At 65.5% G+C, this 22878-nt stretch carries 24 protein-coding genes; 15 read left to right on the top strand and 9 right to left on the bottom strand.

The features are described 5' to 3' along the window. Window positions 1-61: 61 nt before the first annotated feature. Complete coding sequence (locus LC092_RS03190; protein ID WP_224804996.1) at window positions 62-406, bottom strand: DMT family transporter; 345 nt, start codon at window positions 404-406, stop codon at window positions 62-64. A 115-nt stretch (window positions 407-521) separates the two neighbouring features. Next, window positions 522-824, bottom strand: coding sequence for a phosphatidylglycerophosphatase (locus LC092_RS03185; RefSeq protein WP_224804995.1), 303 nt, complete (start codon window positions 822-824; stop codon window positions 522-524). Window positions 825-1135: 311 nt separating this feature from the next. Between LC092_RS03185 and LC092_RS03180 the strand changes: the two genes are divergently transcribed. Then, on the top strand, window positions 1136-1393 hold the full coding sequence (locus LC092_RS03180) for a YjhX family toxin (RefSeq protein WP_224804994.1): 258 nt from the start codon (window positions 1136-1138) through the stop codon (window positions 1391-1393). A gap of 298 nt (window positions 1394-1691) precedes the next feature. On the opposite strand, the gene gatA is transcribed toward LC092_RS03180, so the two are convergent. The 5 genes from gatA to LC092_RS03155 form a co-directional block, all read right to left on the bottom strand. Further along, window positions 1692-3167 (bottom strand): Asp-tRNA(Asn)/Glu-tRNA(Gln) amidotransferase subunit GatA, encoded by a 1476-nt coding sequence (gene gatA, locus LC092_RS03175; RefSeq protein ID WP_224804993.1) that lies wholly within the window; start codon window positions 3165-3167, stop codon window positions 1692-1694. Between the two features lie 27 nt (window positions 3168-3194). Beyond that, complete coding sequence (locus LC092_RS03170) at window positions 3195-3668, bottom strand: GNAT family N-acetyltransferase (RefSeq protein ID WP_224804992.1); 474 nt, start codon at window positions 3666-3668, stop codon at window positions 3195-3197. Between the two features lie 3 nt (window positions 3669-3671). Next, window positions 3672-3959, bottom strand: a complete 288-nt coding sequence (gene gatC / locus LC092_RS03165) for an Asp-tRNA(Asn)/Glu-tRNA(Gln) amidotransferase subunit GatC (RefSeq protein ID WP_224804991.1) — start codon at window positions 3957-3959, stop codon at window positions 3672-3674. A 150-nt stretch (window positions 3960-4109) separates the two neighbouring features. Next, window positions 4110-4592 (bottom strand): hypothetical protein, encoded by a 483-nt coding sequence (locus LC092_RS03160; RefSeq protein WP_224804990.1) that lies wholly within the window; start codon window positions 4590-4592, stop codon window positions 4110-4112. A gap of 75 nt (window positions 4593-4667) precedes the next feature. Beyond that, entirely contained in the window at window positions 4668-5375 is a 708-nt protein-coding gene (locus LC092_RS03155) for a metal-dependent hydrolase (protein ID WP_224804989.1), read from the bottom strand. Between the two features lie 127 nt (window positions 5376-5502). On the opposite strand from LC092_RS03155, the gene ruvX reads away from it, so the two are divergent. The 12 genes from ruvX to LC092_RS03095 all read left to right on the top strand — a co-directional run bounded on the left by ruvX (window position 5503) and on the right by LC092_RS03095 (window position 19876). Further along, window positions 5503-6048 carry a Holliday junction resolvase RuvX gene (gene ruvX, locus LC092_RS03150; RefSeq protein WP_224804988.1) on the top strand — a complete coding sequence of 182 codons (546 nt, stop codon included), beginning with the start codon at window positions 5503-5505 and terminating at the stop codon, window positions 6046-6048. Further along, entirely contained in the window at window positions 6045-6971 is a 927-nt protein-coding gene (locus LC092_RS03145; protein WP_224804987.1) for an AEC family transporter, read from the top strand. Before ruvX ends, LC092_RS03145 begins: the two co-directional genes overlap by 4 nt. Before the next feature lie 95 nt (window positions 6972-7066). Next, window positions 7067-8023: an aspartate carbamoyltransferase catalytic subunit gene (locus LC092_RS03140; RefSeq protein WP_224804986.1), complete on the top strand. Its 957-nt coding sequence runs from the start codon at window positions 7067-7069 to the stop codon at window positions 8021-8023. 11 nt (window positions 8024-8034) lie between these two features. Then, window positions 8035-9336 carry a dihydroorotase gene (locus LC092_RS03135; RefSeq protein WP_224804985.1) on the top strand — a complete coding sequence of 434 codons (1302 nt, stop codon included), beginning with the start codon at window positions 8035-8037 and terminating at the stop codon, window positions 9334-9336. A 33-nt stretch (window positions 9337-9369) separates the two neighbouring features. Beyond that, on the top strand, window positions 9370-9990 hold the full coding sequence (gene plsY / locus LC092_RS03130; protein WP_224804984.1) for a glycerol-3-phosphate 1-O-acyltransferase PlsY: 621 nt from the start codon (window positions 9370-9372) through the stop codon (window positions 9988-9990). Continuing rightward, window positions 9987-11138 carry a DNA-processing protein DprA gene (gene dprA, locus LC092_RS03125; RefSeq protein WP_224804982.1) on the top strand — a complete coding sequence of 384 codons (1152 nt, stop codon included), beginning with the start codon at window positions 9987-9989 and terminating at the stop codon, window positions 11136-11138. Before plsY ends, dprA begins: the two co-directional genes overlap by 4 nt. A gap of 832 nt (window positions 11139-11970) precedes the next feature. Continuing rightward, window positions 11971-14691, top strand: coding sequence for a type I DNA topoisomerase (topA, locus tag LC092_RS03120; protein ID WP_224804980.1), 2721 nt, complete (start codon window positions 11971-11973; stop codon window positions 14689-14691). Window positions 14692-14756: 65 nt separating this feature from the next. After that, entirely contained in the window at window positions 14757-17036 is a 2280-nt protein-coding gene (gene rnr / locus LC092_RS03115; protein ID WP_224805280.1) for a ribonuclease R, read from the top strand. Further along, window positions 17033-17503, top strand: coding sequence for a DUF983 domain-containing protein (locus LC092_RS03110; protein WP_224804978.1), 471 nt, complete (start codon window positions 17033-17035; stop codon window positions 17501-17503). The genes rnr and LC092_RS03110 overlap by 4 nt, the downstream gene beginning before the upstream one ends. Next, window positions 17500-18243, top strand: a complete 744-nt coding sequence (locus tag LC092_RS03105) for an NUDIX hydrolase (protein WP_224804977.1) — start codon at window positions 17500-17502, stop codon at window positions 18241-18243. Before LC092_RS03110 ends, LC092_RS03105 begins: the two co-directional genes overlap by 4 nt. Before the next feature lie 151 nt (window positions 18244-18394). Then, window positions 18395-18562: a 50S ribosomal protein L33 gene (gene rpmG / locus LC092_RS03100; RefSeq protein WP_224804975.1), complete on the top strand. Its 168-nt coding sequence runs from the start codon at window positions 18395-18397 to the stop codon at window positions 18560-18562. A gap of 675 nt (window positions 18563-19237) precedes the next feature. Next, on the top strand, window positions 19238-19876 hold the full coding sequence (locus LC092_RS03095) for a DUF2799 domain-containing protein (RefSeq protein WP_224804973.1): 639 nt from the start codon (window positions 19238-19240) through the stop codon (window positions 19874-19876). Window positions 19877-19901: 25 nt separating this feature from the next. Here the strand turns inward: LC092_RS03095 and LC092_RS03090 are convergent, their stop codons facing one another. Both LC092_RS03090 and LC092_RS03085 read right to left on the bottom strand, forming a co-directional pair. Next, the gene (locus LC092_RS03090) at window positions 19902-21344 is read right to left on the bottom strand and encodes a PleD family two-component system response regulator (RefSeq protein WP_224804971.1); all 1443 of its coding nucleotides are present in this window, start codon (window positions 21342-21344) and stop codon (window positions 19902-19904) included. Between the two features lie 16 nt (window positions 21345-21360). Next, window positions 21361-21729, bottom strand: coding sequence for a response regulator (locus tag LC092_RS03085; protein ID WP_029057504.1), 369 nt, complete (start codon window positions 21727-21729; stop codon window positions 21361-21363). 154 nt (window positions 21730-21883) lie between these two features. Here LC092_RS03085 and LC092_RS03080 point away from each other — a divergent pair, with 154 nt between their 5' ends. Both LC092_RS03080 and LC092_RS03075 read left to right on the top strand, forming a co-directional pair. Beyond that, window positions 21884-22183, top strand: a complete 300-nt coding sequence (locus tag LC092_RS03080) for a DUF3572 domain-containing protein (RefSeq protein WP_224804970.1) — start codon at window positions 21884-21886, stop codon at window positions 22181-22183. Continuing rightward, window positions 22176-22841, top strand: a complete 666-nt coding sequence (locus LC092_RS03075; protein ID WP_224804968.1) for a hypothetical protein — start codon at window positions 22176-22178, stop codon at window positions 22839-22841. Before LC092_RS03080 ends, LC092_RS03075 begins: the two co-directional genes overlap by 8 nt. Window positions 22842-22878: the final 37 nt, after the last annotated feature.

Here is a 22878-nt window from a genome sequence, read left to right as displayed (position 1 = left end):
GGACAGCCCCGTGCCGTCGGTGTCGCGCGCCCGTCGCGCCACACCCGCGCTGCGCTGGCCGTCAGTGCGACACGGACTTGGAAAAGACGTTGACGACGATGACGCCGGCGATGATCAGGCCCAGGCCGATCCAGGCGGCAAGGTCCAGCACCTGGCGGAACAGGACGATCCCCACCAGCGAGATCAGCACGATGCCGAGACCGCTCCACATCGCATAGGCGACGCCCACCGGCACCCTCCGCAGCGCGATGGACAGACAGTAGAAAGCGGCCAGATAGCACCCGCCCATGACCAGGGTCGGCACGGGTCTTGTGAACTGCTGCGACTGCTGCAGCGCCGTGGTGCCGACGACCTCGAACACGATGGCGACGGCAAGCGCCACATAGGACACCGCTGCAGACGACATGAGAGATCCTTGTTGAGGTGTCGCGATGCGGCCGCGAACGGGTCCGGCATCGAGGTGGCGGGCGTAGCGGGATCGCCGCGAACTGCAATCTCCGCCGGCACTGTCCGCCCGGTGCCTAGCGCCCGCCGCGCATCCGGTTGCGCATGCCATGCACGAAGGCGGCCGCAAGTGCGGCTCCCACGAAGCGGAACGGCAACACCGCAAGCGGCCCGCCGTCGTAGCCTCCCACCGGCGGCACGCCGCTGAAGTTCATCGAGGCGTCGAGCAGGACGCTCAAGGCGGCGGCGGCAAATCCGGCGATGAGCAGCTTGGCGCGTGCATCGGCAAACCAGCCGAGCACAGCGCCGATCATCAGCGCGAAGGGATTGACCAGGCCCGCGAGGCCGAAAAGGACGGAAATCGATTCTGCCGGTGTCATGGCGACAGTTCTAGAGCCAGATCGGCAAAAAGGAAACGGAGCGAAGCGTCGCAAGGCCGATTTTGCCACCGATCTCCTGCGCTTCTTCTGCAACAGCCTCCGTCGAAGCCGAGGCATACAGGGCAAAGCAGCTTGATATTTGCCGCAAGCGCGTCCACCTAGATCTTGCAAACCGATGGAGTTTTGATGCGCGGACGCCGCGAGGCCCGATAGGGCCGGCCCAGGTTTTCGGGTCGGCCACGAGACTGCTCCCCTCCGCAAGCGTACGGGCTGCGGACACCGGAGCCGTGCATCAAGATTTCCGGACCATCATGGACATTTCGAAAGCCGAGCAGCGGGTGCTTCACCTGCTGGCCCAGGGCGGTCGCGTGCTCGTCGAGAAGGACGCGCGCAACCGCATCATTCATGCCACCTGCGTTACGCGCGAGGGCTGGCATTCGCCGGGGCTGGATCTGGCCCTGTTCAAGAAACTGAGGCGCCGGCGCTACATCGCCTCGAAAAACGGCGGTCCCTACCGCGTCACCCGATTGGGATTGCGCCGCGTGCGCGCCCAGCCGGACAACCGCTGACCCACGAAAAACGCCGCCGGGGGCCTCCCGGCGGCGTCTGACTGCTGACGAAGAGTGCGACTGCTCTCCCGCGTCATACCGGGCAAGCGAAAGCGCGACCCGGTATCGGAGAGCCAAAAACCTATCCGTTTTAAGGAGTTGCCAACCGTGACACCGTGTCTCCCCGATCCCGGATCGCAGCTTACGCTGCGTCCGGGAGGACGAATTCGGTGAGTTTGTCATCATCCTCAATGCCGTCGGGAGGCTCCCGGCGGCGTCTTGTTCACATGCCTTGACTTGCGCGCTTCGCGGCGAAGCGTCAGGCCCACCAGCGCTTCGGCGTGAAGCGGCCCGCGGCCTGTTCGATCACCGATCCCAGGCTGTAGAGCGTTTCCTCGCCGAAGGGGCGCCCGATCAGCTGCAAGCCCAGCGGCAGGCCGTCGCGGTTGAGCCCGGCCGGCACCGCAAGCCCCGGAAGGCCGGCCATGTTCACCGTCACCGTGAAGATGTCGTTGAGATACATGGCGACCGGATCGGTGATCGCGCCGGGTGCAAAGGCGGCATCCGGCGTTGCCGGCGTCAGGATCGCATCCACGCCCGCCTCGAAGGACTGGTCGAAATCGCGCTTGATCAGCGTGCGGACCTTCTGCGCCTTCAGGTAGTAGGCATCGTAATAGCCGGCGGAAAGCACATAGGTTCCGACCATCACGCGCCGCTTCACTTCCGCGCCGAAGCCGGCCGCGCGCGTGTTCTCGTACATGTCGGCGATGTCCTTGCCGTCGACCCGCAACCCGTAGCGCACGCCATCGTAGCGGGCGAGGTTGGACGAGGCTTCCGCGGGCGCGACGATGTAATAGGCCGGCAACGCGTATTTGGTATGCGGCAGGGAGATCTCGACGATCTCGGCACCCGCGTCCTTCAGCCAGTCGATGCCCTGCTGCCACAGAGCGTTGATCTCGTCGGGCATGCCGTCGACGCGATATTCCTTGGGAATGCCGATCCGCAGTCCGCGCACCGACTTGCCGACGGCAGCCTCGTAATCGGGTACCGGCGCGTCGATGCTGGTCGTGTCCTTGGCGTCGACGGAGGCCATCGAGCGCAGCATGACCGCATTGTCGCGCACCGTGCGGGTGATCGGTCCCGCCTGGTCCAGCGAGGAGGCGAAGGCGACCGTGCCCCAGCGCGAGCAGCGGCCGTAGGTCGGCTTCATGCCGACCGTGCCGGTCAGCGCCGCCGGCTGGCGGATCGAGCCGCCGGTGTCGGTCGCGGTCGCGCCAAGGCACAGGGCGCCGGCAACGGCGGCGGCGGAGCCGCCGGACGAACCGCCCGGCACCAGCGCCTCGTCCGATCCGGTCCGCTTCCACGGATTGACGACATTGCCGTAATAGGAGGTCTCGTTCGACGAGCCCATGGCGAATTCGTCCATGTTGAGCTTGCCGAGCATCACCGCGCCATCGGCCCAGAGATTGGCGGTCACGGTCGATTCGTACGGCGGCTTGAAGCCGTCGAGGATATGGCTGCACGCCTGGGTGTGCACGCCCTTGGTGGCGAAGAGATCCTTGATGCCGAGCGGAATGCCCTCAAGCGCGCCGCCCTCGCCCTTGGCAAGCCGCGCGTCGGAGGCCGCGGCCATTGCCCGCGCCTTGTCCTCGGTCACCGCCACATAGGCGTTCAGCGCCTGATTGCCTGCCGCGATCTCGCCCAGATAGGCGTCCGTCAGTTCGCGGGCGCTGAAGTCGCGCGCGGCAAGCCCGTCTCGCGCCTCGGTCAGGGTCAGTTTCGTCAGCTCGGTCATTGTTTTCGTCTCGCTGGGCTGTTCGCGTCACGCGTTAGAAAGAAGCGGTTTTTCGAAAAAGGCGGTGTACGGCGTGTCGGAATATCCGAGCACCGGGCCACATCGCCGGAAGCCGGCCCGCTGGTAGACCCGCTCAGCGGCCTTGTAGGTGTTGCCGGTCTCAAGCACCAGCCGCGTGAAGCCTTCGCTGCGCGCAAGCGCTTCGATCCGCGCCAGGATGCGCCCGCCGATCCCAAGACCCCGCGCCTCGGGACGGGTGTACATGCGCTTGACCTCGCCGACCCCGCTCGGATGGCGCAACAGCGCGCCGCAGCCGAGCATTTCTCCACCGTCGCCGTTGCGGGCAACGAACACGGTGGTGTCGTCTCCCGCCATATCCTCGACGCTCATGTGAAAACAGGCCTCGGGCGGCGTCAGCGACAGCAGAGCGGCGTTCAGCTCCGCGATCAGGGCGCGCATGTCGTCGGTGAGCGGGCACTCAACGCCGATGACAACCGTCACGGCCTATTCCACCACCTTCGGCACCATGAAGAAATTGTCTTCCGACATCGGCGCGTTGGCGACCACATCCTGCGGATAGCCGCCGTCGTCGACCACGTCGGCGCGCTTCTTCATCTCCTGCTTGACGACCGATGTCATCGGCTCCACGCCGCTGACGTCGACCTCGTCAAGCTGCTCGACGAAGGCGAGGATGGTGTTCAACTGGCCGGTCATCTCGTCGGCCTCGGTGTCCGTGACCTTGATGCGCGCAAGATGCGCAACGCGTTTCACCGTGTCGATATCGACGGACATTGGATTCTCCGGATTGCCTCGTGCGCCGGGGACGCTTGCGCGAAGGCTTTTTCTCGCGCGAGGCATCCTCGACAGGTGGCCTATATCATCGGGATCAAGCCGCCCGCAAGCCAAAGGGCGCCGGCGCCGCCACCGGTCCGGCAAAAGCCGTCACGCACCGAGGGGGCGCGCCGCCATCACCGCCGAAGCGGACGCCGGCAGCGACGGGACCAGGAGCGGCCCGCGACGGCGCGGCGCGGCGACGTTTCGGGCAAACAGCCGCGCAAGCGCATCGCCGCGATACTGCCGCTCCTCCGCCACCTTGCCATCCGACCAGACCTGCACATGGAAAACCTCCTCGCGCACCACCCGCCCGTCGATGTCGACACCGTCGATCCGGCAAAAGAAACGCACCCGGCCCGTGGCGCGATCGCAGGTCAGTTCGTCGAAGGTGCCGCGCACCATCGCGAAACGCCTGAGCACCGGCTGCAGCTTGCGCAGCACCGTCCGCTTGTCCCGCGCGACCAGAATGTCGTTCTCGTAGAGCCGCGCGTCGGCCGCATAATGCGCCCCGACCGCATCGAGAAGGTCGCCCCTGGCAAGGCTCAGGAGAAAGTCGTCAAGGTTGGCGCGAAACGGGATGTGGTTTGACATGGCCTGTCCGGACGCTGGAATCGGAATAGAACATTACGTGAACATTCAGGTCCTGTCCAGCGCCCGGACAGTGCGTCAGACCTCGAAGGAGCCGCCCGGAGCCGTGACCTTCACGCGGCCGGATTCCGCCCCCATCTCGGCGAGGAAGCCGTCGGCGGACTGGTCGAGGATCGGGAAGGTGCCGTAGTGGCACGGCAGGATCGTCTTGAAGTCGAAGAACCGCTTGCAGGCGATCGCCGCCGTTTTCGCTCCCATGGTGAAACGGTCGCCGATCGGCACGATGCCAACCTTCGGGGCGTAGAGCTCCTCGATCAGCGCCATGTCGCCGAAGAGATCCGTGTCGCCCATGTGGTAGAGGGTCGGTTGTCCTTCGGCGCGCACGATCAACCCGTTCGGCTGGCCCATGTAGACCGGTGGCCATCCGCCGGCGAGCGACGAGGAGGTGTGATGCGCCTGGGTGAGCGAGACGGTGAAGGGACCGACATCGACGGAGCCGCCGCAGCCCATCGGGTTGATGTTCTCGTGCCCCTGCGACTGCACCCACATGGCGATCTCGAAATTCGCGGTGACCTGCGCGCCGGTCTTGCGCGCGATCTCCAGCGTATCGCCGATGTGGTCGTCATGCCCGTGGGTCAACAGGATATGCGTCACGCCCTCGCTGACCCCGTCCACGCTCAGCGTCTCGGGAAAGGACGGATTTCCGCTCAGGAACGGGTCGATGAGAATGGCGGCGCCCGGAATGTCGAGACGGCAGGCGGCATGGCCGAGATATGTGATCTTCATGATGGGTCTCCCTCTTGTCGCGTGTCGCGGAAGCTGCCGCGAACTGTCCCCCGGAATCTATCCGGATGCGGCGCGCCTGCAATCCCGCTCTCTGTTCGCGCGGGCGGGCGCGTGCTAAAGCCTCGACATGGCGCAAGATCCCCTCCTCTCCCACGATGACTTTGCCGCGCGTCTTCCGCGCGTCGGCCGGCTGATCGGCCTCGATCTCGGAACCAAGACCATCGGTCTTGCACTGTCGGATCTCGGACGCGGCATCGCCAGTCCGCTCGAGACCATCAAGCGTAAGAAGTTCGGCGTCGATGCCGCCGCCCTCCTCGAGATCTGCAAGAAACACGAGGTCTGCGGCATGGTGATCGGCCTGCCGCTGAACATGGACGGCTCCGAAGGCCCGCGCGTCCAGGCGACGCGCGCCTTCGCCCGCAACCTCCTGCCGCTCACCGATCTGCCGCTGACCGCATGGGACGAGCGCCTGTCGACCGCTGCCGTCACACGCACGCTGATCGATGCCGACCGCTCGCGCGCACGACGTGCGGAACTGGTCGACAAGATGGCCGCCGCCTACATCCTGCAAGGGTGCCTCGACCGGCTGTCGCGGATGCGCCGCGACGCGGACGAACAAGCCGCCCCCGCGGGCGACAGATACAAGGTCTATGACGGAGACGACCCGCAATGAGTGTGGTCGTCAATGCGCTGCTTCCGGTCCTGCTTGTCATCGCCACCGGACACCTCGTCGCCCGCATGGGGATCATCACCGGCGAGCAATGGCGCGGCATCGAGCGTATCGCCTATTTCGTCCTGTTTCCCGCGATCATCATCGCCACCGTCGCTCAGACCGACTTCATGGCCCTGCCCGCCTTCGAGATGAGCGCCACGCTGGTCGCATCGGTCGTCGCCATGGCGGCCATCGCCCTTGCCCTGCAGCCGCTGCTGCGGCGCGTCTTTGCCATCGACGGCCCGCGCTTCACCTCCGTCTTTCAGGGCGCGACCCGCTGGAACACCTTCGTCGCGCTTGCCATCGCCGACGAACTGCTGGGCGCGGACGGCGTCGCGCTTCTTGCGGTCGCCATCGTCGCCATGGTGCCGCTCCTGAATGTCATCTGCGTCCTTGTGCTGTCGCATTTCACCAGTGGCCCTGCACCCGGCATCCGCAAGATCCTGCTCGACCTCATCCGCAACCCGTTCATCTGGTCGACGGCGACCGGCCTGCTCTTGAACGTCACCGGCCTGCCGCTGCCGCGATTCGCCTGGTCGACACTGGAAATCCTCGGCAGCGCCGCCCTGCCGATCGGCATCGTCTGCGTCGGCGCCGGCCTCGACCTCAACGCATTGCGCCGCCCGGGCCCGGCCCTGACCTCCGCGCTTTTGCTGAAACTGGCGCTGATGCCGGTGCTGGGTTTCGGCTTTGCAAGTCTCATGGGCGTTGAGGGCCCGGCCTTTACCGCCGTGATGATCGCCATGTCGGTGCCCAGCGCCGGCGGCTCCTACCTGCTCGCCCGGCAGATGGGCGGGGACGCCAAGCTGATGGCGGAAATCCTCACGCTGCAGACGCTTGCCGCCGCCGTGACCATGCCGATCGCGCTGCTCGTCGCCGTGTGAGCGCCGCGCGGCAGATCCCCGCCCCGCAAAAAGCTTGCGCAGACGCCAAGCCGCGCTTGAGCCCGCGCGCGCTTGCGCCTATAGGGTAGCCTTTAATGAGCGCACAAACCTCCCCCCTCGCGGATGCCTATCCGCACCGTCACCTGCTCGGGATCGAAGGTCTCCAGCCGCACGAAATCCTTGCCCTGCTCGACCGCGCGGAAGCGGCCGTGGAGATCAGCCGGCAGGTAGAAAAGAAGAAGGCCGTTCTGCGGGGACGGACCCAGATCAACCTTTTCTTCGAAGCCTCCACGCGCACGCAATCCTCCTTCGAGATCGCCGGCAAACGGCTCGGCGCCGACGTGATGAACATGTCGGTCTCCTCCTCTTCGGTAAAGAAGGGCGAGACGCTGATCGACACGGCCGCGACGCTGAACGCCATGCATCCCGACATCATCGTGGTCCGCCACCATGCGGCCGGCGCGGTGCATCTCCTTGCCCAGAAGGTCGGCTGCTCCGTGATCAACGCCGGCGACGGTGCCCATGAGCACCCCACGCAAGCGCTGCTCGACGCCCTCACGATCCGTCGCCACAAGGGCAAGATCGCCCGCCTGACGGTCGCGATCTGCGGCGATATCCTGCATTCGCGGGTGGCGCGCTCGAACATCATCCTGCTCAACGCGCTGGGCGCACGGGTCAAGGTCGTTGCGCCCTCCACCCTTCTGCCGAACGGCATCCGGCAGATGGGCGTCGAGGTCTGCGCGACGATGCGCGAGGGCCTGGCCGACGCGGATATCGTGATGATGCTCCGCCTTCAGCGCGAACGCATGGCCGGAGCCTTCATCCCCTCCGTGCGCGAGTATTTCCGCTACTACGGGCTGGACGCGGAAAAGCTCTCCGCCGCCAAGCCCGACGCGCTCGTCATGCATCCCGGCCCGATGAACCGGGGGGTGGAGATCGATCCGGAAATCGCCGACGGCCCGCAAAGCCTGATCCGCGAGCAGGTCGAGATGGGTGTCGCCGTGCGCATGGCCGTGCTCGAGGCCCTCTCAGCCCATTTGCCGAACCGGTGAGGACGAACCACATGGCCCGCGAGACGGCACAGCCCCCCATTCTCTTGACCAACGCGCGCGTGATCGATCCCGCCCGCCGGCTCGATGTGGCCGGCGCCGTGCTGGTGGCGGAGGGCGTCATCGTCGCCGCCGGACCCGAAGCGCTCAACCAGGGCGCGCCCGAAGGCGCCACGGTCATCGACCTCGACGGCGCCATCGCGGCCCCGGGGCTCGTGGACATGGATGTCACGGTCGGAGAGCCCGGCGCGGAGCACCGCGAGACGCTGGCGAGCGCCAGTCTGGCGGCCGCCGCAGGCGGCATCACCACCATCGTGACCTCGCCCGACACCGACCCGATCATCGACGATCCGGCGCTTGTGGATTTCGTCCTGCGCCGCGCCCGCGACACGGCCTGCGTGCGGGTGCACCCGATGGCGGCCCTGACCAAACGGCTGGCCGGCGAGGAGATGAGCGAGATCGGCCTGCTGCGCGAGGCCGGTGCCGTCGCCTTTTCCAACGGCAACCACTCGATCACCCATTCCGGCGTGATGCGCCGGCTGATGACCTATGCGCGCGACTTCGACGCCCTCGTCGTGCATCACACGGAAGACCCGGACCTGTCCGGCACCGGCGTGATGAACGAAGGCCTGAACGCCAGCTGGAAGGGCCTGCCCTCCACGCCGCGCGAGGCGGAGATCATCATGCTGGAACGCGACCTGCGGCTCGCGAAGCTGACGGGTGGCCGCTATCACGCCCGCTCCCTCTCCTGCACCGACAGCGTCGAGGCGCTGGCGCGGGCCAAGGCCGCCGGCCTCGACGTGACCGCCGGCATCTCAATCAACCATCTGACGCTGAACGAGAACGACATCGGCCCCTATCGGACCTTCTTCAAGATGGCGCCCCCCTTGCGAAGCGAGGACGAACGCCGCGCCATGGTGGCAGCGCTCGCCGACGGCACAATCGATGTCATTGTCTCCGCCCATGATCCGCAGGATGTGGAGACCAAACGCCATCCCTTTGCGGAAGCCGCCGACGGCGCCATCGGTCTGGAAACCCTGCTTTCGGCCGGGCTTCGCCTGGTGCATTCGGGCGATGTCGACCTGATGACGCTTCTGGCGGCGATGACCTGCAATCCGGCGAACCGGCTCGGCCTGCCGGTCGGCCGGCTGTCGGCCGGCGCGCCGGCGGACATCGTCGTGTTCGATCCGGACCGCCCCTGGGTGCTCGACAAGACGAAGATCCGCTCAAGGTCGAAGAATACCCCTTTCGAGGACGCCCGTTTCACCGGCAAGGTGCTCCAGACGATGGTTGCGGGACGCCTGCTCCCGTCCTAGTCTTTGCAACGATTGCGCAACCGGAGGCTGCACGTGCCCGATCCGATCAGCTGGGCCCACGCCTGGCCCTATTTTCTGGCCGCCCTTGTTTTCGGCTATCTGCTGGGCTCGATCCCCTTCGGCCTCGTCATCACCCGGCTCGCGGGCGAAGGCGATATCCGCGCCATCGGCTCCGGCAATATCGGCACCACCAACGTCCTGCGCACCGGCAAGAAGCATCTCGCCGCCCTCACCCTGCTGGGCGATGCGCTCAAGGGAACGCTCGCCGTCCTGGTCGCCTTCCGATACGGCGGCCCGGATGCCGCGGTGATCGCCGGCTTCGGTGCGTTCATCGGCCATATCTTTCCGGTCTGGCTGCGGTTTCGCGGCGGCAAGGGGGTCGCGACCTACCTCGGCATCCTGCTCGGACTGTTCTGGCCGGCAGCCCTCGCCTTCGCCGCGATCTGGGTCAGCATGGCGGCCCTCTTCCGCTACTCCTCGCTCTCCGCGCTGGTTGCAAGCCTCATCACACCGCTGCTGCTCTATGTCGCCTTCGACCGGGTCCAGATTGCCGAGCTGATGGGCGTGCTCACCGTCATTCTGTGGGCGAAGCATCACGAGAACATCGCCCGCCTGCTCAAGGGAACGGAAGGCCGGATCGGACAGAAGGGATGAGCGGCAGCCGGTCCGAACCGGCACGCACCCGCGTGCTCACGGATCGGCAACGGCTCGCCTGGCTGCGCCTGATCCGCTCCGAAAACGTCGGCCCGGTCACCTTTCGCGCCCTGATCAATCATGCGGGATCCGCCGAGGCGGCGCTCGAGGCGCTGCCCGACCTGTCACGGCGCGGCGGCAAGCGGACCATCCGCGTCGCGTCGCAGGCGGATGCCGAAGACGAGATCGAGGCGCTCGACCGGCTGGGCGGGCGGCTGCGCGCCCTCGGCGAATACGGCTATCCCCCGCTTCTGAGATATGTGGACGGCGCACCGCCGCTGATCAGCGTGCGCGGCAGCGACGATTGCCTCGCCGAAGAGGCAACCATTGCCATGGTCGGGGCCAGAAACGCCTCTCTGGCAGGCCTGAAGATCGCCGGCGAGATCGCCGCGGACCTCGGGGCGGCCGGCTATACCGTGGTGTCCGGTCTGGCGCGCGGGATCGACGCCGCCGCGCATCGTGCGGCTCTTGGCAGCGGAACGATTGCCGTCATGGCCGGCGGGATCGATGTCATCTATCCAAGCGAGAACCGCGACCTGCATTGGTCCATCCTGGAAAACAACGGCGCCGTCATCAGCGAAATGCCGCTCGGATGGAAGCCGCGCAGCCGCGACTTTCCGCGCCGCAACCGGTTGATTTCCGGGGTGTCGCTCGCAACCGTGCTGATCGAGGCCGCCCGTGGCTCCGGGTCGTTGCACACCGCCCGCTTCGCCGCTGACCAGAACCGCGACGTGCTTGCCGTTCCCGGCTCTCCCCTCGATCCGCGCTCGGAAGGCGGCAACCGCCTGATCCGCGACGGGGCGACATTGGTGACCAGCGCCCGCGACATCCTGGAGAGCCTGGGACCGCGACGCCCCTTCCCCGATCTTCCGCCGATCGAGATCGAGGAGCCCGGACAGGACACGGATCCGCTAAAGGTGCGGGTCGCCGACAGCGACCGGGGACGGGTGCTCTCCGCGCTCGGCGGCGCTCCGGTGGAAATCGACGAACTGATCCGCCACACGCAGCTTGAAGCCCGCGTCATTCACGTGATCCTGCTGGAGCTGGAGCTCGCCGGACGGCTGGAGCGCCACCCGGGCCAGAAGGTCAGCCTGATCGACGGCAGATAGTCACCCCGGTGCCGCCACCTTGAAGCTCCAGCACCCGCCAAAGTCTCCTCCGGCGGGGTCCGCCCGCGCATGCGCGCAAGAAAGGGCCCGCGCGCAACGCGGCATTGCCACCTGCGAGCATCCCGCACGACCAGCCCCACAGGGGTTGAGGCCGGACCGTCCCGGCAGGATCGTGCCGGCACCCCAGCCGTCCGGACATGGAGGACAGCGCCCCGCTCCGGGGTCTGACTCACCGCACATAATCCAAGGTTGCATGTCAATTTTTTGCACTATTTCCAGAAAAAGACCTCAAGAAAAATCTTCTGAATTTAGAAAATCTGAAAATACAACCGAAGAGAGTGTTGCCCGAAACGGCGTTCAACTATCTTCGCTTTGTTGAAACTCAACATGTTTGTCGTATGCCTCCACCCGCGCCATTTCGAGCAAATAAGCTAGAAATGTCAGGTCGTTATTCGTTGCCAAATCCCGCAACTCGCGGCAAATCTGGGCCGAGTATCGGGCGGCTTCGGCTCGGTCTGAGAGGGAATCTGTCGGCATTTCATGACCCGGCAGTTGGCCGCGAAACGCGGCGGTCAACAGTTATACAACCAATGGTTTTCTAATTTCATACTACACGTCATATGCAACCCAACGCAAGGTTCTGGTGACGGACAGCCGGCCATGGCGCCTTTTTCCCGCGCCGGGAATCCATCTCTTGACCCGGGCGACACGAATGGTCATTTGACAGTTGCTATCTAATTGGGGGATCGTCCGGCGCCGTTCGTGCGCGTCGGAGCCGCGCGTCTTCGCGCCGCCCATGCCGCAAGGCGCTTCTTTTCCTGCTTGGGGTCTCATGAATATCGTCATTGTTGAATCGCCGGCCAAGGCCAAGACCATCAACAAGTACCTAGGCTCGGACTATCATGTCCTCGCCTCCTACGGTCACGTGCGCGACCTTCCGGCGAAGGACGGATCGGTCCGCCCCGACGAAGACTTCGAGATGAGCTGGGACGTCGACGCCAAGTCGCAGAAGCGCCTCAACGACATCGCGAAGGCCGTCAAGGGCGCCGACCGGCTGATCCTCGCCACTGACCCCGACCGCGAGGGGGAAGCGATTTCGTGGCACGTGCTTGAAGTTTTGCGCAAGAAGCGCCTGCTCAAGGACATGCCCGTCCAGCGCGTCGTCTTCAACGCCATTACCAAGAAGTCCATTCTCGAGGCGATGGAGAACCCGCGCGACATCGACGAGCCGCTGGTCGACGCCTATCTCGCGCGCCGCGCCCTCGACTATCTGGTTGGCTTCACCCTGTCCCCGGTGTTGTGGCGCAAGCTTCCGGGCGCCCGCTCGGCTGGCCGGGTGCAATCCGTGGCGCTTCGCCTCGTCTGCGACCGGGAAAGCGAGATCGAGCGCTTCGTCAGCCAGGAATACTGGTCGGTCCTGGCCAACCTGAAGACGGCGGAAGGTTCCGCGTTCCAGGCCCGCATCGCCGCGTTCAACGGCAAGAAGCTCGCCCGCCTCGACATTCACTCCAAGGCGGAAGCCGACGAGATCGCCGCCCATCTGAACGCTGCGGCGCTCACGGTCGCAAGCGTCGATTCAAAGCCCCAGCGCCGCCATCCGGCGGCTCCCTTCACCACCTCCACGCTGCAGCAGGAGGCCTCGCGCAAGCACGGCTTCGCGGCGGCGCGAACCATGCAGGTCGCGCAGAAACTCTATGAGGGCGCCGACATCGGCGGCGAAACCGTCGGCCTCATCACCTATATGCGGACCGACGGCGTCCAGATCGCCGGCGAGGCGATCACTTCCGCCCGCGAGGTGATCGGCGCCGATTACGGCACCGATTACGTTCCGGAAAAGCCGCGTCACTATTCCTCCAAGGCCAAGAACGCCCAGGAGGCCCACGAGGCGATCCGCCCGACCGACCTGACCCGCCGCCCGCGCGACGTGGCCCGCTACCTGGACCCGGACGCGGCCCGTCTTTACGAACTGATCTGGAAGCGCACCATCGCCTCGCAGATGGAATCGGCCGTTCTGGAGCGCACCACCGTCGATATCGACGCCAAGGCCGGCGGCAAGGGCGCCACCCTGCGTGCCACCGGTTCCGTCGTGCGCTTCGATGGGTTTTTTGCGCTGTATCAGGAAGGCAAGGACGACGAGGAAGACGAAGAAGGTCGCCGCCTGCCCGCAATGTCGCAGGGCGAAGCCGTCAGCCGCAACTCGATCGAGACCGCCCAGCATTTCACCGAGCCGCCGGCGCGCTTCACCGAGGCAACGCTGGTGAAGAAGATGGAAGAGCTCGGCATCGGCCGTCCCTCCACCTATGCCTCCACGCTGCAGACGCTGCGCGACCGCGATTATGTGGAGATCGAGGGCAAGCGGCTGATCCCGCAGGACAAGGGCCGGCTTGTCATTGCCTTCCTCGAGAGCTTCTTCAACCGCTACGTCGAATACGACTTCACCGCCGCGTTGGAGGAGAAGCTCGACCGCATCTCCGCCGGCGAATTGTCCTGGAAGGACGTCTTGCGCGATTTCTGGCGTGACTTCTCCGCCTCGGTCCACGACATCAAGGACCTCAGGGTCTCCGAGGTGCTTGAAGCCTTGAACGAAATGCTCGCGGCCCATGTGTTCCCGGACCAGGGCAACGGCGAGGATCCGCGCAAGTGTCCGGCCTGCGGCGAGGGCCGCCTCTCGCTCAAGGTCAGCCGGTTCGGCGCCTTCGTCGGCTGCTCCAACTACGACAAGGAAAAGCTCGAGGGCAAGACGCCCAACGAGAACCCGCCCCATTGTGGCTACACCCGCCAACTGTCCGCCTCCGGCAAGGATGGCGACGCCGAAGTCGCCGACGGACCCAAGGTGCTCGGCCAGGATCCCGAAACGGGTCTGGACGTCAGCCTGCGCACCGGCCGCTTCGGCCCCTATGTCCAGCTCGGCGAGGAAGCCAAGCCCAAGCGCGCGTCGCTGCCGCGCGGCTGGCAGGCGTCGGAAATGGACCTCGACAAGGCGCTTCAGCTCTTGTCTTTGCCGCGCGAGGTCGGACCGCACCCGGAAGACGGCAAGGAGATCCTCGCCGGCATCGGCCGCTACGGTCCCTTCGTGCTCCACGACGGCACCTACGCCAATCTGGAAAGCGCGGAAGAGGTGTTCACTGTCGGCATCAACCGCGCCGTCGATGCCCTGGCGCAGAAACGCGCCAAGGCGGGACGCGGCCGGGGCAACACGCCGCCGCTGAAGGAACTGGGCGATCATCCCGATGGCGGTCCGATCACCGTCCAGGACGGGCGCTACGGGCCTTACGTGAAATGGGCCAAGGTGAATGCGACGCTTCCCAAGGGCAGCGACCCGCAGGCCGTGACCCTCGACGAGGCGCTTGCGCTGATCGCCGCCAAGATCGAAAAGACCGGCAAGGGAAAGCCGGCGGCCAAGAAGGCGACCGCCAAGAAACCGGCAGCGAAAAAGCCCGCCGCGAAGAAGACCACCGCCAAGGCGGCTGCGACCAAGAAACCGGCCGCGAAGAAGACAACCGCAAAGAAGACCGCCACCGCCAAGACGGCCGTGGCAGAGGATGACGCTTGACCGCCAACCGCCCGAAGAAGACGAAACCGAAGAAGACGGCGACAAAATCGGCCGGCACGCCGCAGATGCCCGGACGCGACGAGATCATGGCCTTCGTCGCCGACAATCCCGGCAAGGCCGGCAAGCGCGAGATCGCGCGGCATTTCGGGATCACCGGCGGGGCGCGGATCTACCTCAAGCGCCTGCTGCGCGACATGGCCGACGACGGCCTGCTTGAAAAACGCCAGAAGAAACTGATCAAGGCCGGCGACCTCCCCGCGGTGCTGGTGGTCACGGTGGTCGCGCGCGACGCGGACGGCGAATTGATCGCCGAGCCGGCGAGCTGGGACGTGGAGGAACAGGGCGCTCCGCCAAAGATCCTCGTCGTCCCGGAGCGCCGGCAAAGCCAGCCGCGCACGGCCGGTCTGGGCGACCGCCTGCTGGTGCGCATCAGCGGCGACGAAACCGGACCGGAAGCGACCCGGGCCGGACGGATCATCAAGCTGCTGGAACGCCAGGCCGCCTCCATTCTCGGCATTTTGCGCATCGCGCGCGGGCGCACCTTCCTGGAGCCGATCGACCGCAAGCAGCGCGAACTCGACATCGACACCAGCGACCTCAAGGGTGCGGAGGACGGCGACCTCATCTCCGTCACCACCATCAAGGGCCCGGGCCGCTATGGCGACACGCGCGCCAAGGTGCTCAAGCGCATCGGGGCGATGCATTCGGAGATGGCCGTTTCCGAGATCGCGCTGCACACCCATGGCATCCCGCACCGCTTTCCCGACCGGGTGATCGAGGCGGCCGAACAGGCCGTGCCGGCGACGCTCAAGGGCCGCGAGGACTGGCGCAAGTTGCCGCTGATCACCATCGATCCGGCCGACGCAAAGGATCACGACGACGCGGTCCATGCCGAGCCGGATCCCGACCCGGACAATCCCGGCGGTCACATCGTCACGGTCGCGATTGCCGATGTGGCCTTCTATGTCCGCCCCGGAGAACCGCTCGACCGCGAAGCGCATCTGCGCGGCAATTCGGTCTATTTCCCCGACCGCGTCATTCCGATGCTGCCGGAGAAGCTCTCCAACGGCCTGTGTTCGCTGAAGGAAGGCGAAGACCGCGCAGCGATGGCCGTGCGCATGATCCTCGATGCCAAGGGCCAGAAGAAGAGCCACAGCTTCCACCGGGTGATGATGCGCTCGGCCGTGAAGCTCTCCTACCAGCAGGCGCAAGGCGCCATCGACGGCGAGCCGGACCACACCAGCGAGGCCGTGTTGAATGACATCCTCAAGCCGCTCTGGGCCGCCTACGAGAGCCTGAAGATCGCCCGGCGCGACCGTGAGCCGCTCGACCTCGACCTGCCGGAACGCAAGATCCGGCTGAAGGAGGACGGCACCGTCAAGGATGTCTTCGTTCCCGAACGCCTCGAGGCGCACAAGCTGATCGAGGAGTTCATGATCCAGGCCAATGTCGCCGCGGCCGAAACGCTGGAGCGGGCCGGCGTTCCCCTGCTCTACCGGATCCACGACGCCTCGAGCCCGGAAAAGCTGGAGGCGCTGAAGGAGTTCCTGTCGACCCTGGACATCCGGCTTGCGCCCTCGGGCGGCCTGCGCCCGGCCACCTTCAACGGCATCTTGCGGAAGGTGAAGGGCCTGCCCGACGCTGAGCTCGTCAACCAGGTGATCCTGCGCAGCCAGGCTCAGGCGGAATATTCGCCCGACAACATCGGCCATTTCGGGCTGAACCTGAAGCGCTACGCCCATTTCACCTCGCCCATCCGCCGCTATGCCGATCTGATCGTGCACCGGGGCCTGATCCGGGCGCTGAAGCTCGGCGACGACGGTCTGCCCGACGGCATGGAGACGAAACTGGAAGCGATTGGCGCGGATGTGTCGGCTGCCGAACGTCGGGCGATGCTGGCGGAGCGCGACACGGTCGACCGGCTGATCGCCCTGTGGCTGTCCGACCAGGTCGGCGCCCGGTTCACCGGCCGGATCTCCGGCGTCGTGAAGTCCGGCCTGTTCGTGCGTCTCAACGATACCGGCGCGGATGGTTTCGTGCCGGCCTCAACGATCGGCGACGACTACTACCACTATGACGAATCGTCGCATTCCATGTCGGGGCGAACCACAGGAGAAACCTTCTCTTTGGGCGATCGCGTCGAGGTGCGACTGGTGGAAGCGGCCCCCTATGCCGGCTCGCTGCAGTTTGAACTTTTGAGCGAAGGTCACTATCACAAGCGAAAGAGTTCCCGCGAACGCAGCTTTGCCCGGCAAAGCAAAGGCGAGCGACAGCACAAGGGCCGGCCCCGCAGCGGAAAGAGCGCGCCCGGCCGCAGCCGAAAGTCGAAAGGTCCACGGACATGACAGTCACCTATGCAGGCCTGACCGATCTCACGCCCGTTCCCGCATCGAAGCCGAAGCGCGATGTGGGTCGGGCGATGCTGCTCGGCGCCAAGGGTCTGTGCCCGAACTGCGGCGAGGGACGCCTCTTCGGCAAGTACCTGAAGGTCGAGCCGACGTGCAAAGCCTGCGGCGAGGAACTGCACCACCACCGCGCGGACGATGCGCCCCCCTATTTCACGATCTTCATCGTCGGCCATATCATCCTGCCGATCGCCCTTGCCGTCGAGGTCGCCTTCGTCCCGGACATGTGGGTGCATTTCGTGCTCTGGCTGCCGCTGATCGTGATTTCCTCTCTGCTGGCGCTGCCGCCGATCAAGGGCGCGCTCATCGGCCTGCAATGGGCCAACTACATGCACGGCTTCGACCCGAACGCGATCGGCGACGACCAGCCGATGTATGATTTTGGCGGCGGAAACGAGGGACGATGAGCGAGGACCTCGTCCGGCGCCTGTCGGCGGCAGAACGCCACACCAACAATCCCAATATTCGCCCGAAGGATGCGGCGACGCTTCTGGTGCTCGACCGCAGCCAGGGCGGCAGCCCGCGCGTGCTCATGGGGCGGCGCCATCAGCGCCACCGCTTCATGCCGGGCATGTTCGTCTTTCCCGGCGGGCGGGTCGATCCGCAGGACAGCCGCATCCCGGTGACGGGCGCCTATCACCCGCAAGTCGCCCACAAGCTGATGCACGCGATGAAGGGCCCGAAGACGGAAGCCCGCGCGCGCGCCTTTACCGTAGCTGCGGCGCGGGAGACCTATGAGGAGGCCGGCGTTCTCGTCGGCGCCCCGAGCGACACGCCCTGGACCGGCACCGGCGACATGGCCGCCTTCTCGGATCGCAGCCTGCTTCCGGATCTCACGCCTGTGCGACTGATCGCCCGCGCGATCACCCCGCCGCGCCGTCCGAGGCGATTCGACACGCGCTTCCTCGCCGTGTTCGCCGATGCGATCGCAGACCGCCTGCCCGAGGGCACCGGCCCGTCCGGCGAGCTTGAGGATGTGCACTGGCTGACGCTGACCCAGGCCAAGGATCTGGAACTGCCGACGATCACGCTGACCATCATCGAAGAGCTGGAAAACCGGCTTCGCCACGACCCGGATCTGGATCCGGCAACCCCAGTGCCGTTTTATTATTGGCGAGGCAGCGGCTTCACCCGGGAGGAAGTCTGACGGCTCGCAGACCGTCCGCGATCCCGCTTGACTTATGCCGCGCGAAACGTATGGTGCGCGCAAAGTTTCCCAAGATTTTCCGGCGGAACGTGATCTTCGATGTCTCGGGGTTCGCAACGCGGTGCCGGACACCAGTGCAAGGACAAGAACGATGGCCAAGGCGAACACCATCAAGATCAAGTTGCTGTCGACGGCCGACACCGGCTTTTTCTATGTGACCAAGAAGAACTCCCGCACCATGACCGACAAGATGGTCAAGCGGAAGTACGATCCGGTCGCGAAGAAGCACGTCGAATTCCGCGAAGCCAAGATCAAGTAACGATCCGGCGCGCCCGGCAGACTCAGCGCCGCCGCTGCGAACTGTCTGGAACGACACGCAAAAAGGTCCCTCATGGGGCCTTTTTTCGTTTGTCGGGAACACGCGGCATGACGCAAGGGTGCGGCGCGCGAAAGCGCCGACAGGATACCGTCGGCGCAAAATGGAATAACCAGTCGTGCCGGGAGTGTGCGGGGCGGCCGTGAAAGAAGGCGACCGGTGCTCCCGCAGGCATTTCAAGGAGGCCACTCCTGCCTGCCGGGGCACCGGTCAACCCCACGGTGTCAGGAGATGCGGCGGACCTGAACCTTCCGTGGGACGCTTCTGTCGACCCGTTGCAGCCACTGCATCGGGACGATCATGAAATGATGCGAGTTGACAAACGCATCTGATCACAACCGGCAGCCTACCCAAACCCCGTTGCGAATCAATACAAACCCGGTGCCGTTAGCATTTTATTTACAATTTATGTAAACGAACGCGGTAAACACCCGCCTGGCTTCCCGAAACGGCGCCGGCACTGTCCCGAAACCGCAGCGCCGGCGCGGGCGGATTCCGCGTCTCGTCTTCAGCTCTTGCGCCCGGGGAACCAAACGGTTTATTTCAACCAAAGACACGCATGAGTGGAATTCTGACCGGCCTTTCGAAAAACCCATTTGAAACAAGCGGATTTGCATCATGAAGATCTGGGGCTTCGTCGCGGTGGCCGGTGCCGTCCTTTTCCTTGCCAGTTGCGCGACCGTCTCTCGCGAACAATGCGAGGCCGGCGACTGGCCGGCGATTGGCAAGGCCCATGCATTGCAGGGATTTCCGGCATCGCGCCTGGACAACGTTGTCGAGGATTGCGGACGCCACTCGATTGCCGTCGACACGGATGCCTACATGCAGGGCTGGCGCATGGGTGTGCGCGCCTATTGCACGCCGCGGCGCGGCTTCGAGGACGGGCGCAACGGCAAACGGCCGTCGTTTTCCTGCCCGGCGGATCTCGCGGTCGACTACGACGATGCGCGCCGGCTCGGCGACCGGCTGAAAGAGGCCGACGAGGATGTCAGCCTGAGCGAAAGCAGCCTCGAACGCTCCCGGCGCGAAGTCGACGACCTTGGAGAGCGCATCGCCGCGCTCGACTGCATGCAGGAGGATCGCGCGGCAAGGCGCGCCTGCCGCCTTGAGCGCGAAAGCCTCCGCGATCGCCGCTCCAGCGCGCGCTATTTGCTCGAGTCTAGCCGGCGGGACCTGCGACAGGCCCAACGCGAACGCGATGCGGTGTTTGAGGATGTGATGGCGGCCTATGCCCGCCGCTTTTCCCGGGAACCCTAGCACGGATACCGGAGCGGGAACGGCGTCAGCCCGTCCCGGTGCGCGTGTCCGGTCGTCTGGGCGCGTCCGGCGCGCCCTGCGCGGTCTCAACGGCATCGGAGCCGTCCGGGAAACAGACGACGCGGTTGCGCCCGGCTCCCTTGGCGCGATACAGCGCCTGGTCGGCGCGTTTGATCAAGGCATCGCCGCTGTCTCCGGCGCCTTCATGCGCCGCAACGCCGAGGCTCACGGTCACCGAAAGCCCCTCGCCCGTCGCCCCGGGCAATGTGAAGGGCTGGCGCTCGATCACCGCGCGCAGGCGCTCCGCGACCTTCCCGGCGGCGGAGACGGGTGTCTCCGGCATCAGGATGAGGAATTCCTCGCCCCCCAGACGGCACACCATGTCGAGCCCGCGCACATGACCGCGCAGCCGCCCGGCGAGTTCCCTGAGCACCGCGTCCCCTGCATCGTGGCCATGGGTGTCGTTGATCGACTTGAAGCGATCGATGTCGATCATCACCACAGAAAGAGGCAAATCGGCCTCCCCTGCCTGCCGCACGAGCCGCGACAGATGCGAGGTGAGGTAGTGGCGGTTGCGCAACCCGGTCAACGGATCCGTGATCGCCATGGCAATGGTCTGCTCGACATCGCTGGCGAGCCGGTCGTTGGCACGTTTGCGCGCGATCTGGGTACGCAGGCGCAGCACCAGCTCCGTGCGTTCGACCGGACGGAGGATGCAGTCGTTCACACCCAGTTCCAGCGCCCGTAGCGTCCGCGTGGACTCGTCGGGGTCGGCGATCAGGATGATCGGCACGAGCCGGGTGCGCTCCAGCGCGCGGAGCTGCGAGACCAGCCGCAGGGCATCGGACTTCGCGAGCCCGAGATTGATCACGATGGTCTCATAGCCGCGTTCCGCCGCCGTGATCAGGGCCTGCGCGCCGTCAACCTCCAGCTCGACCCGGCAATTCTGCCGCAGGATCGCGGTGAGGTGTCGGGACGACGAGGCACAGTCGTCGACAAGGAGCACCCGGCCTTCCGCCTCCATCGACGGCTCGATCTCCGGCACCAGCCCGAATTGCGAGCCGGTCTGCGCGCGCAGCCGCAGTTCGTCGCTCGCCCGCTTGAGCGACACGAGGTTCTTCACCCGGGCAACCAGCGCGATGTCATTGACCGGCTTGGTCAGGAATTCATCCGCGCCGACACGCAATCCCTTGATGCGGTCGTCGACCCGGTCGAGTGCCGTGATCATCACCACCGGAATATGGGCGGTTCTCGGGTCGGCCTTGAGCCGCCGGCAGACCTCGAATCCATCCATTCCGGGCATCATCACGTCGAGCAGGATGATGTCGCACGGCCAGGTCGCGACAATCGACAGCGCTTCCGCACCGCTCGAAGCCGTGCGAACGTCGAAATACTCGGCGCCGAGCCGGGCCTCGAGCAGCCGGACATTGGCCTTAACGTCGTCGACGACCAGAATGCGCCCTGTCATGCCCCCTCGCGTGGCGTCAATCGCCCAGATAGGAGCGAACGGTTTCCAGGAATTTCGCCACGGAAATCGGCTTGGAAATATAGGCCTCGCATCCGCCCTGGCGAATGCGCTCCTCATCGCCCTTCATTGCAAACGCCGTGACCGCAATGACGGGAATCGTCTTCAGATCGTCGTCTTCCTTGATCCACTTCGTGACTTCCAGACCGGAGACCTCCGGCAGCTGGATATCCATCAGAATCAGATCGGGACGATGCGCGCGCGCAAGCTCAAGCGCCTCCATGCCCGTGCGGGTCTGGAGGGTCTCATAGCCATGAGCTTCCAACAAATCATGAAACAGCTTCATGTTGAGTTCATTGTCCTCAACAATCAGCACGGTCTTTGCCATATCAATCGCCTTCGTCCCCGTGCCGTGCCCACCTTGTCCCAACCGGATCCGTCCTTGCGAACGTCCCGCGCACAAGCGTGACTGGCGTTGGCCCCTTTCCCACGATAGGTACCATATATCGTAGAGGGAATTCGTTTCGGAAAGGCAAACGCAAATGAACCTGGGACAGCGATCCCGCCTCAGCGCCGAGGAAGCCGAAACGCTCGCGGCCGACGCATTGGCATATCTGGCGGGCGACATGGAGCATCTTGGCCGCTTTCTCGCCCTTGCCGGCATAGGTCCGGCCGAGCTCCGGGACGCCGCCCAGGAAGACGGCTTCCTGATCGGCGTGCTGGAATTCTACATGGCGCATGAAGCGCTGCTGCTGGCGTTCTGCGAGGCCCGCGGCCACCGGCCGACCAGCATCGCCATCGCGCGCCACGCGCTTGACGGATCCGCCCTGTCCGATGGCTGAGCCGACGCCTGCGCTTGCCGAGACGCTGCGCCAGATCGAGACCCTCGACACCAGCGAGCGTCCGCTGGTGGTCTGCGACGTCGACGAGGTGGCGCTGCATTTCATCGCGCATCTGGAAGAGCATCTGGAGAGCCTTGGCTTGGCCTTCCTCAGCCACGACTACAAGCTGACGGGCAACATCGCAGACCGCAATGGCGCGCCATTGCCCGCCGACGAGATCAAGGGTCTGCTGCAAACCTTCTTCGACACCTGGACGCACAGGCAGCAGCCTGTGGAGGGCGCGCCGCAGGCGCTGCGCCGCCTGTCGCAGGACGCCGACATCGTGTTCCTGACCAATCTGCCGGGGGCCTGGAACCGGGACACACGGGCCAGGACCCTCTCGCAGCACGACATGCAGTATCCGGTGATCACCAACACCGGGCCGAAGGGCGGCGCGGTCGCAGCCCTTGCGGCCGGGCGCCCGGGACCGGTCGTGTTCATCGACGACAGCCCCCAGAACATCCGCTCCGTTCAGACAACTCTGGCCGATTGCATCCTGATCCATTTCGTCGCCGACAAGCGATTCTTCGCAACCTCCGACACAATCGCCGGCGTGCATCTGAAAACCGATGACTGGGGCGCCGTCGAGGCCTATATTTCGAGATGCCTTTCCGACTAGATCCGGAAACGCCCTCGCGCTGCGCGTCGGAGCTCCT

The organism is Stappia stellulata (assembly GCF_020176715.1).
Taxonomy (GTDB): Bacteria; Pseudomonadota; Alphaproteobacteria; order Rhizobiales; family Stappiaceae; genus Stappia.
This window is presented reverse-complemented; position numbering and strand designations above follow the sequence as displayed.

Bases quoted from the DNA above. Each gene is read 5' to 3' on its own strand.
- LC092_RS03190 (WP_224804996.1), bottom strand. From the start codon at position 406: ATGTCGTCTGCAGCGGTGTCCTATGTGGCGCTTGCCGTCGCCATCGTG.
- LC092_RS03185 (WP_224804995.1), bottom strand. From the start codon at position 824: ATGACACCGGCAGAATCGATTTCCGTCCTTTTCGGCCTCGCGGGCCTG.
- LC092_RS03180 (WP_224804994.1), top strand. From the start codon at position 1,136: ATGGACATTTCGAAAGCCGAGCAGCGGGTGCTTCACCTGCTGGCCCAG.
- gatA (WP_224804993.1), bottom strand. From the start codon at position 3,167: ATGACCGAGCTGACGAAACTGACCCTGACCGAGGCGCGAGACGGGCTT.
- gatC (WP_224804991.1), bottom strand. From the start codon at position 3,959: ATGTCCGTCGATATCGACACGGTGAAACGCGTTGCGCATCTTGCGCGC.
- LC092_RS03160 (WP_224804990.1), bottom strand. From the start codon at position 4,592: ATGTCAAACCACATCCCGTTTCGCGCCAACCTTGACGACTTTCTCCTG.
- LC092_RS03155 (WP_224804989.1), bottom strand. From the start codon at position 5,375: ATGAAGATCACATATCTCGGCCATGCCGCCTGCCGTCTCGACATTCCG.
- ruvX (WP_224804988.1), top strand. From the start codon at position 5,503: ATGGCGCAAGATCCCCTCCTCTCCCACGATGACTTTGCCGCGCGTCTT.
- LC092_RS03145 (WP_224804987.1), top strand. From the start codon at position 6,045: ATGAGTGTGGTCGTCAATGCGCTGCTTCCGGTCCTGCTTGTCATCGCC.
- LC092_RS03140 (WP_224804986.1), top strand. From the start codon at position 7,067: ATGAGCGCACAAACCTCCCCCCTCGCGGATGCCTATCCGCACCGTCAC.
- LC092_RS03135 (WP_224804985.1), top strand. From the start codon at position 8,035: ATGGCCCGCGAGACGGCACAGCCCCCCATTCTCTTGACCAACGCGCGC.
- dprA (WP_224804982.1), top strand. From the start codon at position 9,987: ATGAGCGGCAGCCGGTCCGAACCGGCACGCACCCGCGTGCTCACGGAT.
- topA (WP_224804980.1), top strand. From the start codon at position 11,971: ATGAATATCGTCATTGTTGAATCGCCGGCCAAGGCCAAGACCATCAAC.
- rnr (WP_224805280.1), top strand. From the start codon at position 14,757: ATGCCCGGACGCGACGAGATCATGGCCTTCGTCGCCGACAATCCCGGC.
- LC092_RS03110 (WP_224804978.1), top strand. From the start codon at position 17,033: ATGACAGTCACCTATGCAGGCCTGACCGATCTCACGCCCGTTCCCGCA.
- LC092_RS03105 (WP_224804977.1), top strand. From the start codon at position 17,500: ATGAGCGAGGACCTCGTCCGGCGCCTGTCGGCGGCAGAACGCCACACC.
- rpmG (WP_224804975.1), top strand. From the start codon at position 18,395: ATGGCCAAGGCGAACACCATCAAGATCAAGTTGCTGTCGACGGCCGAC.
- LC092_RS03095 (WP_224804973.1), top strand. From the start codon at position 19,238: ATGAAGATCTGGGGCTTCGTCGCGGTGGCCGGTGCCGTCCTTTTCCTT.
- LC092_RS03090 (WP_224804971.1), bottom strand. From the start codon at position 21,344: ATGACAGGGCGCATTCTGGTCGTCGACGACGTTAAGGCCAATGTCCGG.
- LC092_RS03085 (WP_029057504.1), bottom strand. From the start codon at position 21,729: ATGGCAAAGACCGTGCTGATTGTTGAGGACAATGAACTCAACATGAAG.
- LC092_RS03080 (WP_224804970.1), top strand. From the start codon at position 21,884: ATGAACCTGGGACAGCGATCCCGCCTCAGCGCCGAGGAAGCCGAAACG.
- LC092_RS03075 (WP_224804968.1), top strand. From the start codon at position 22,176: ATGGCTGAGCCGACGCCTGCGCTTGCCGAGACGCTGCGCCAGATCGAG.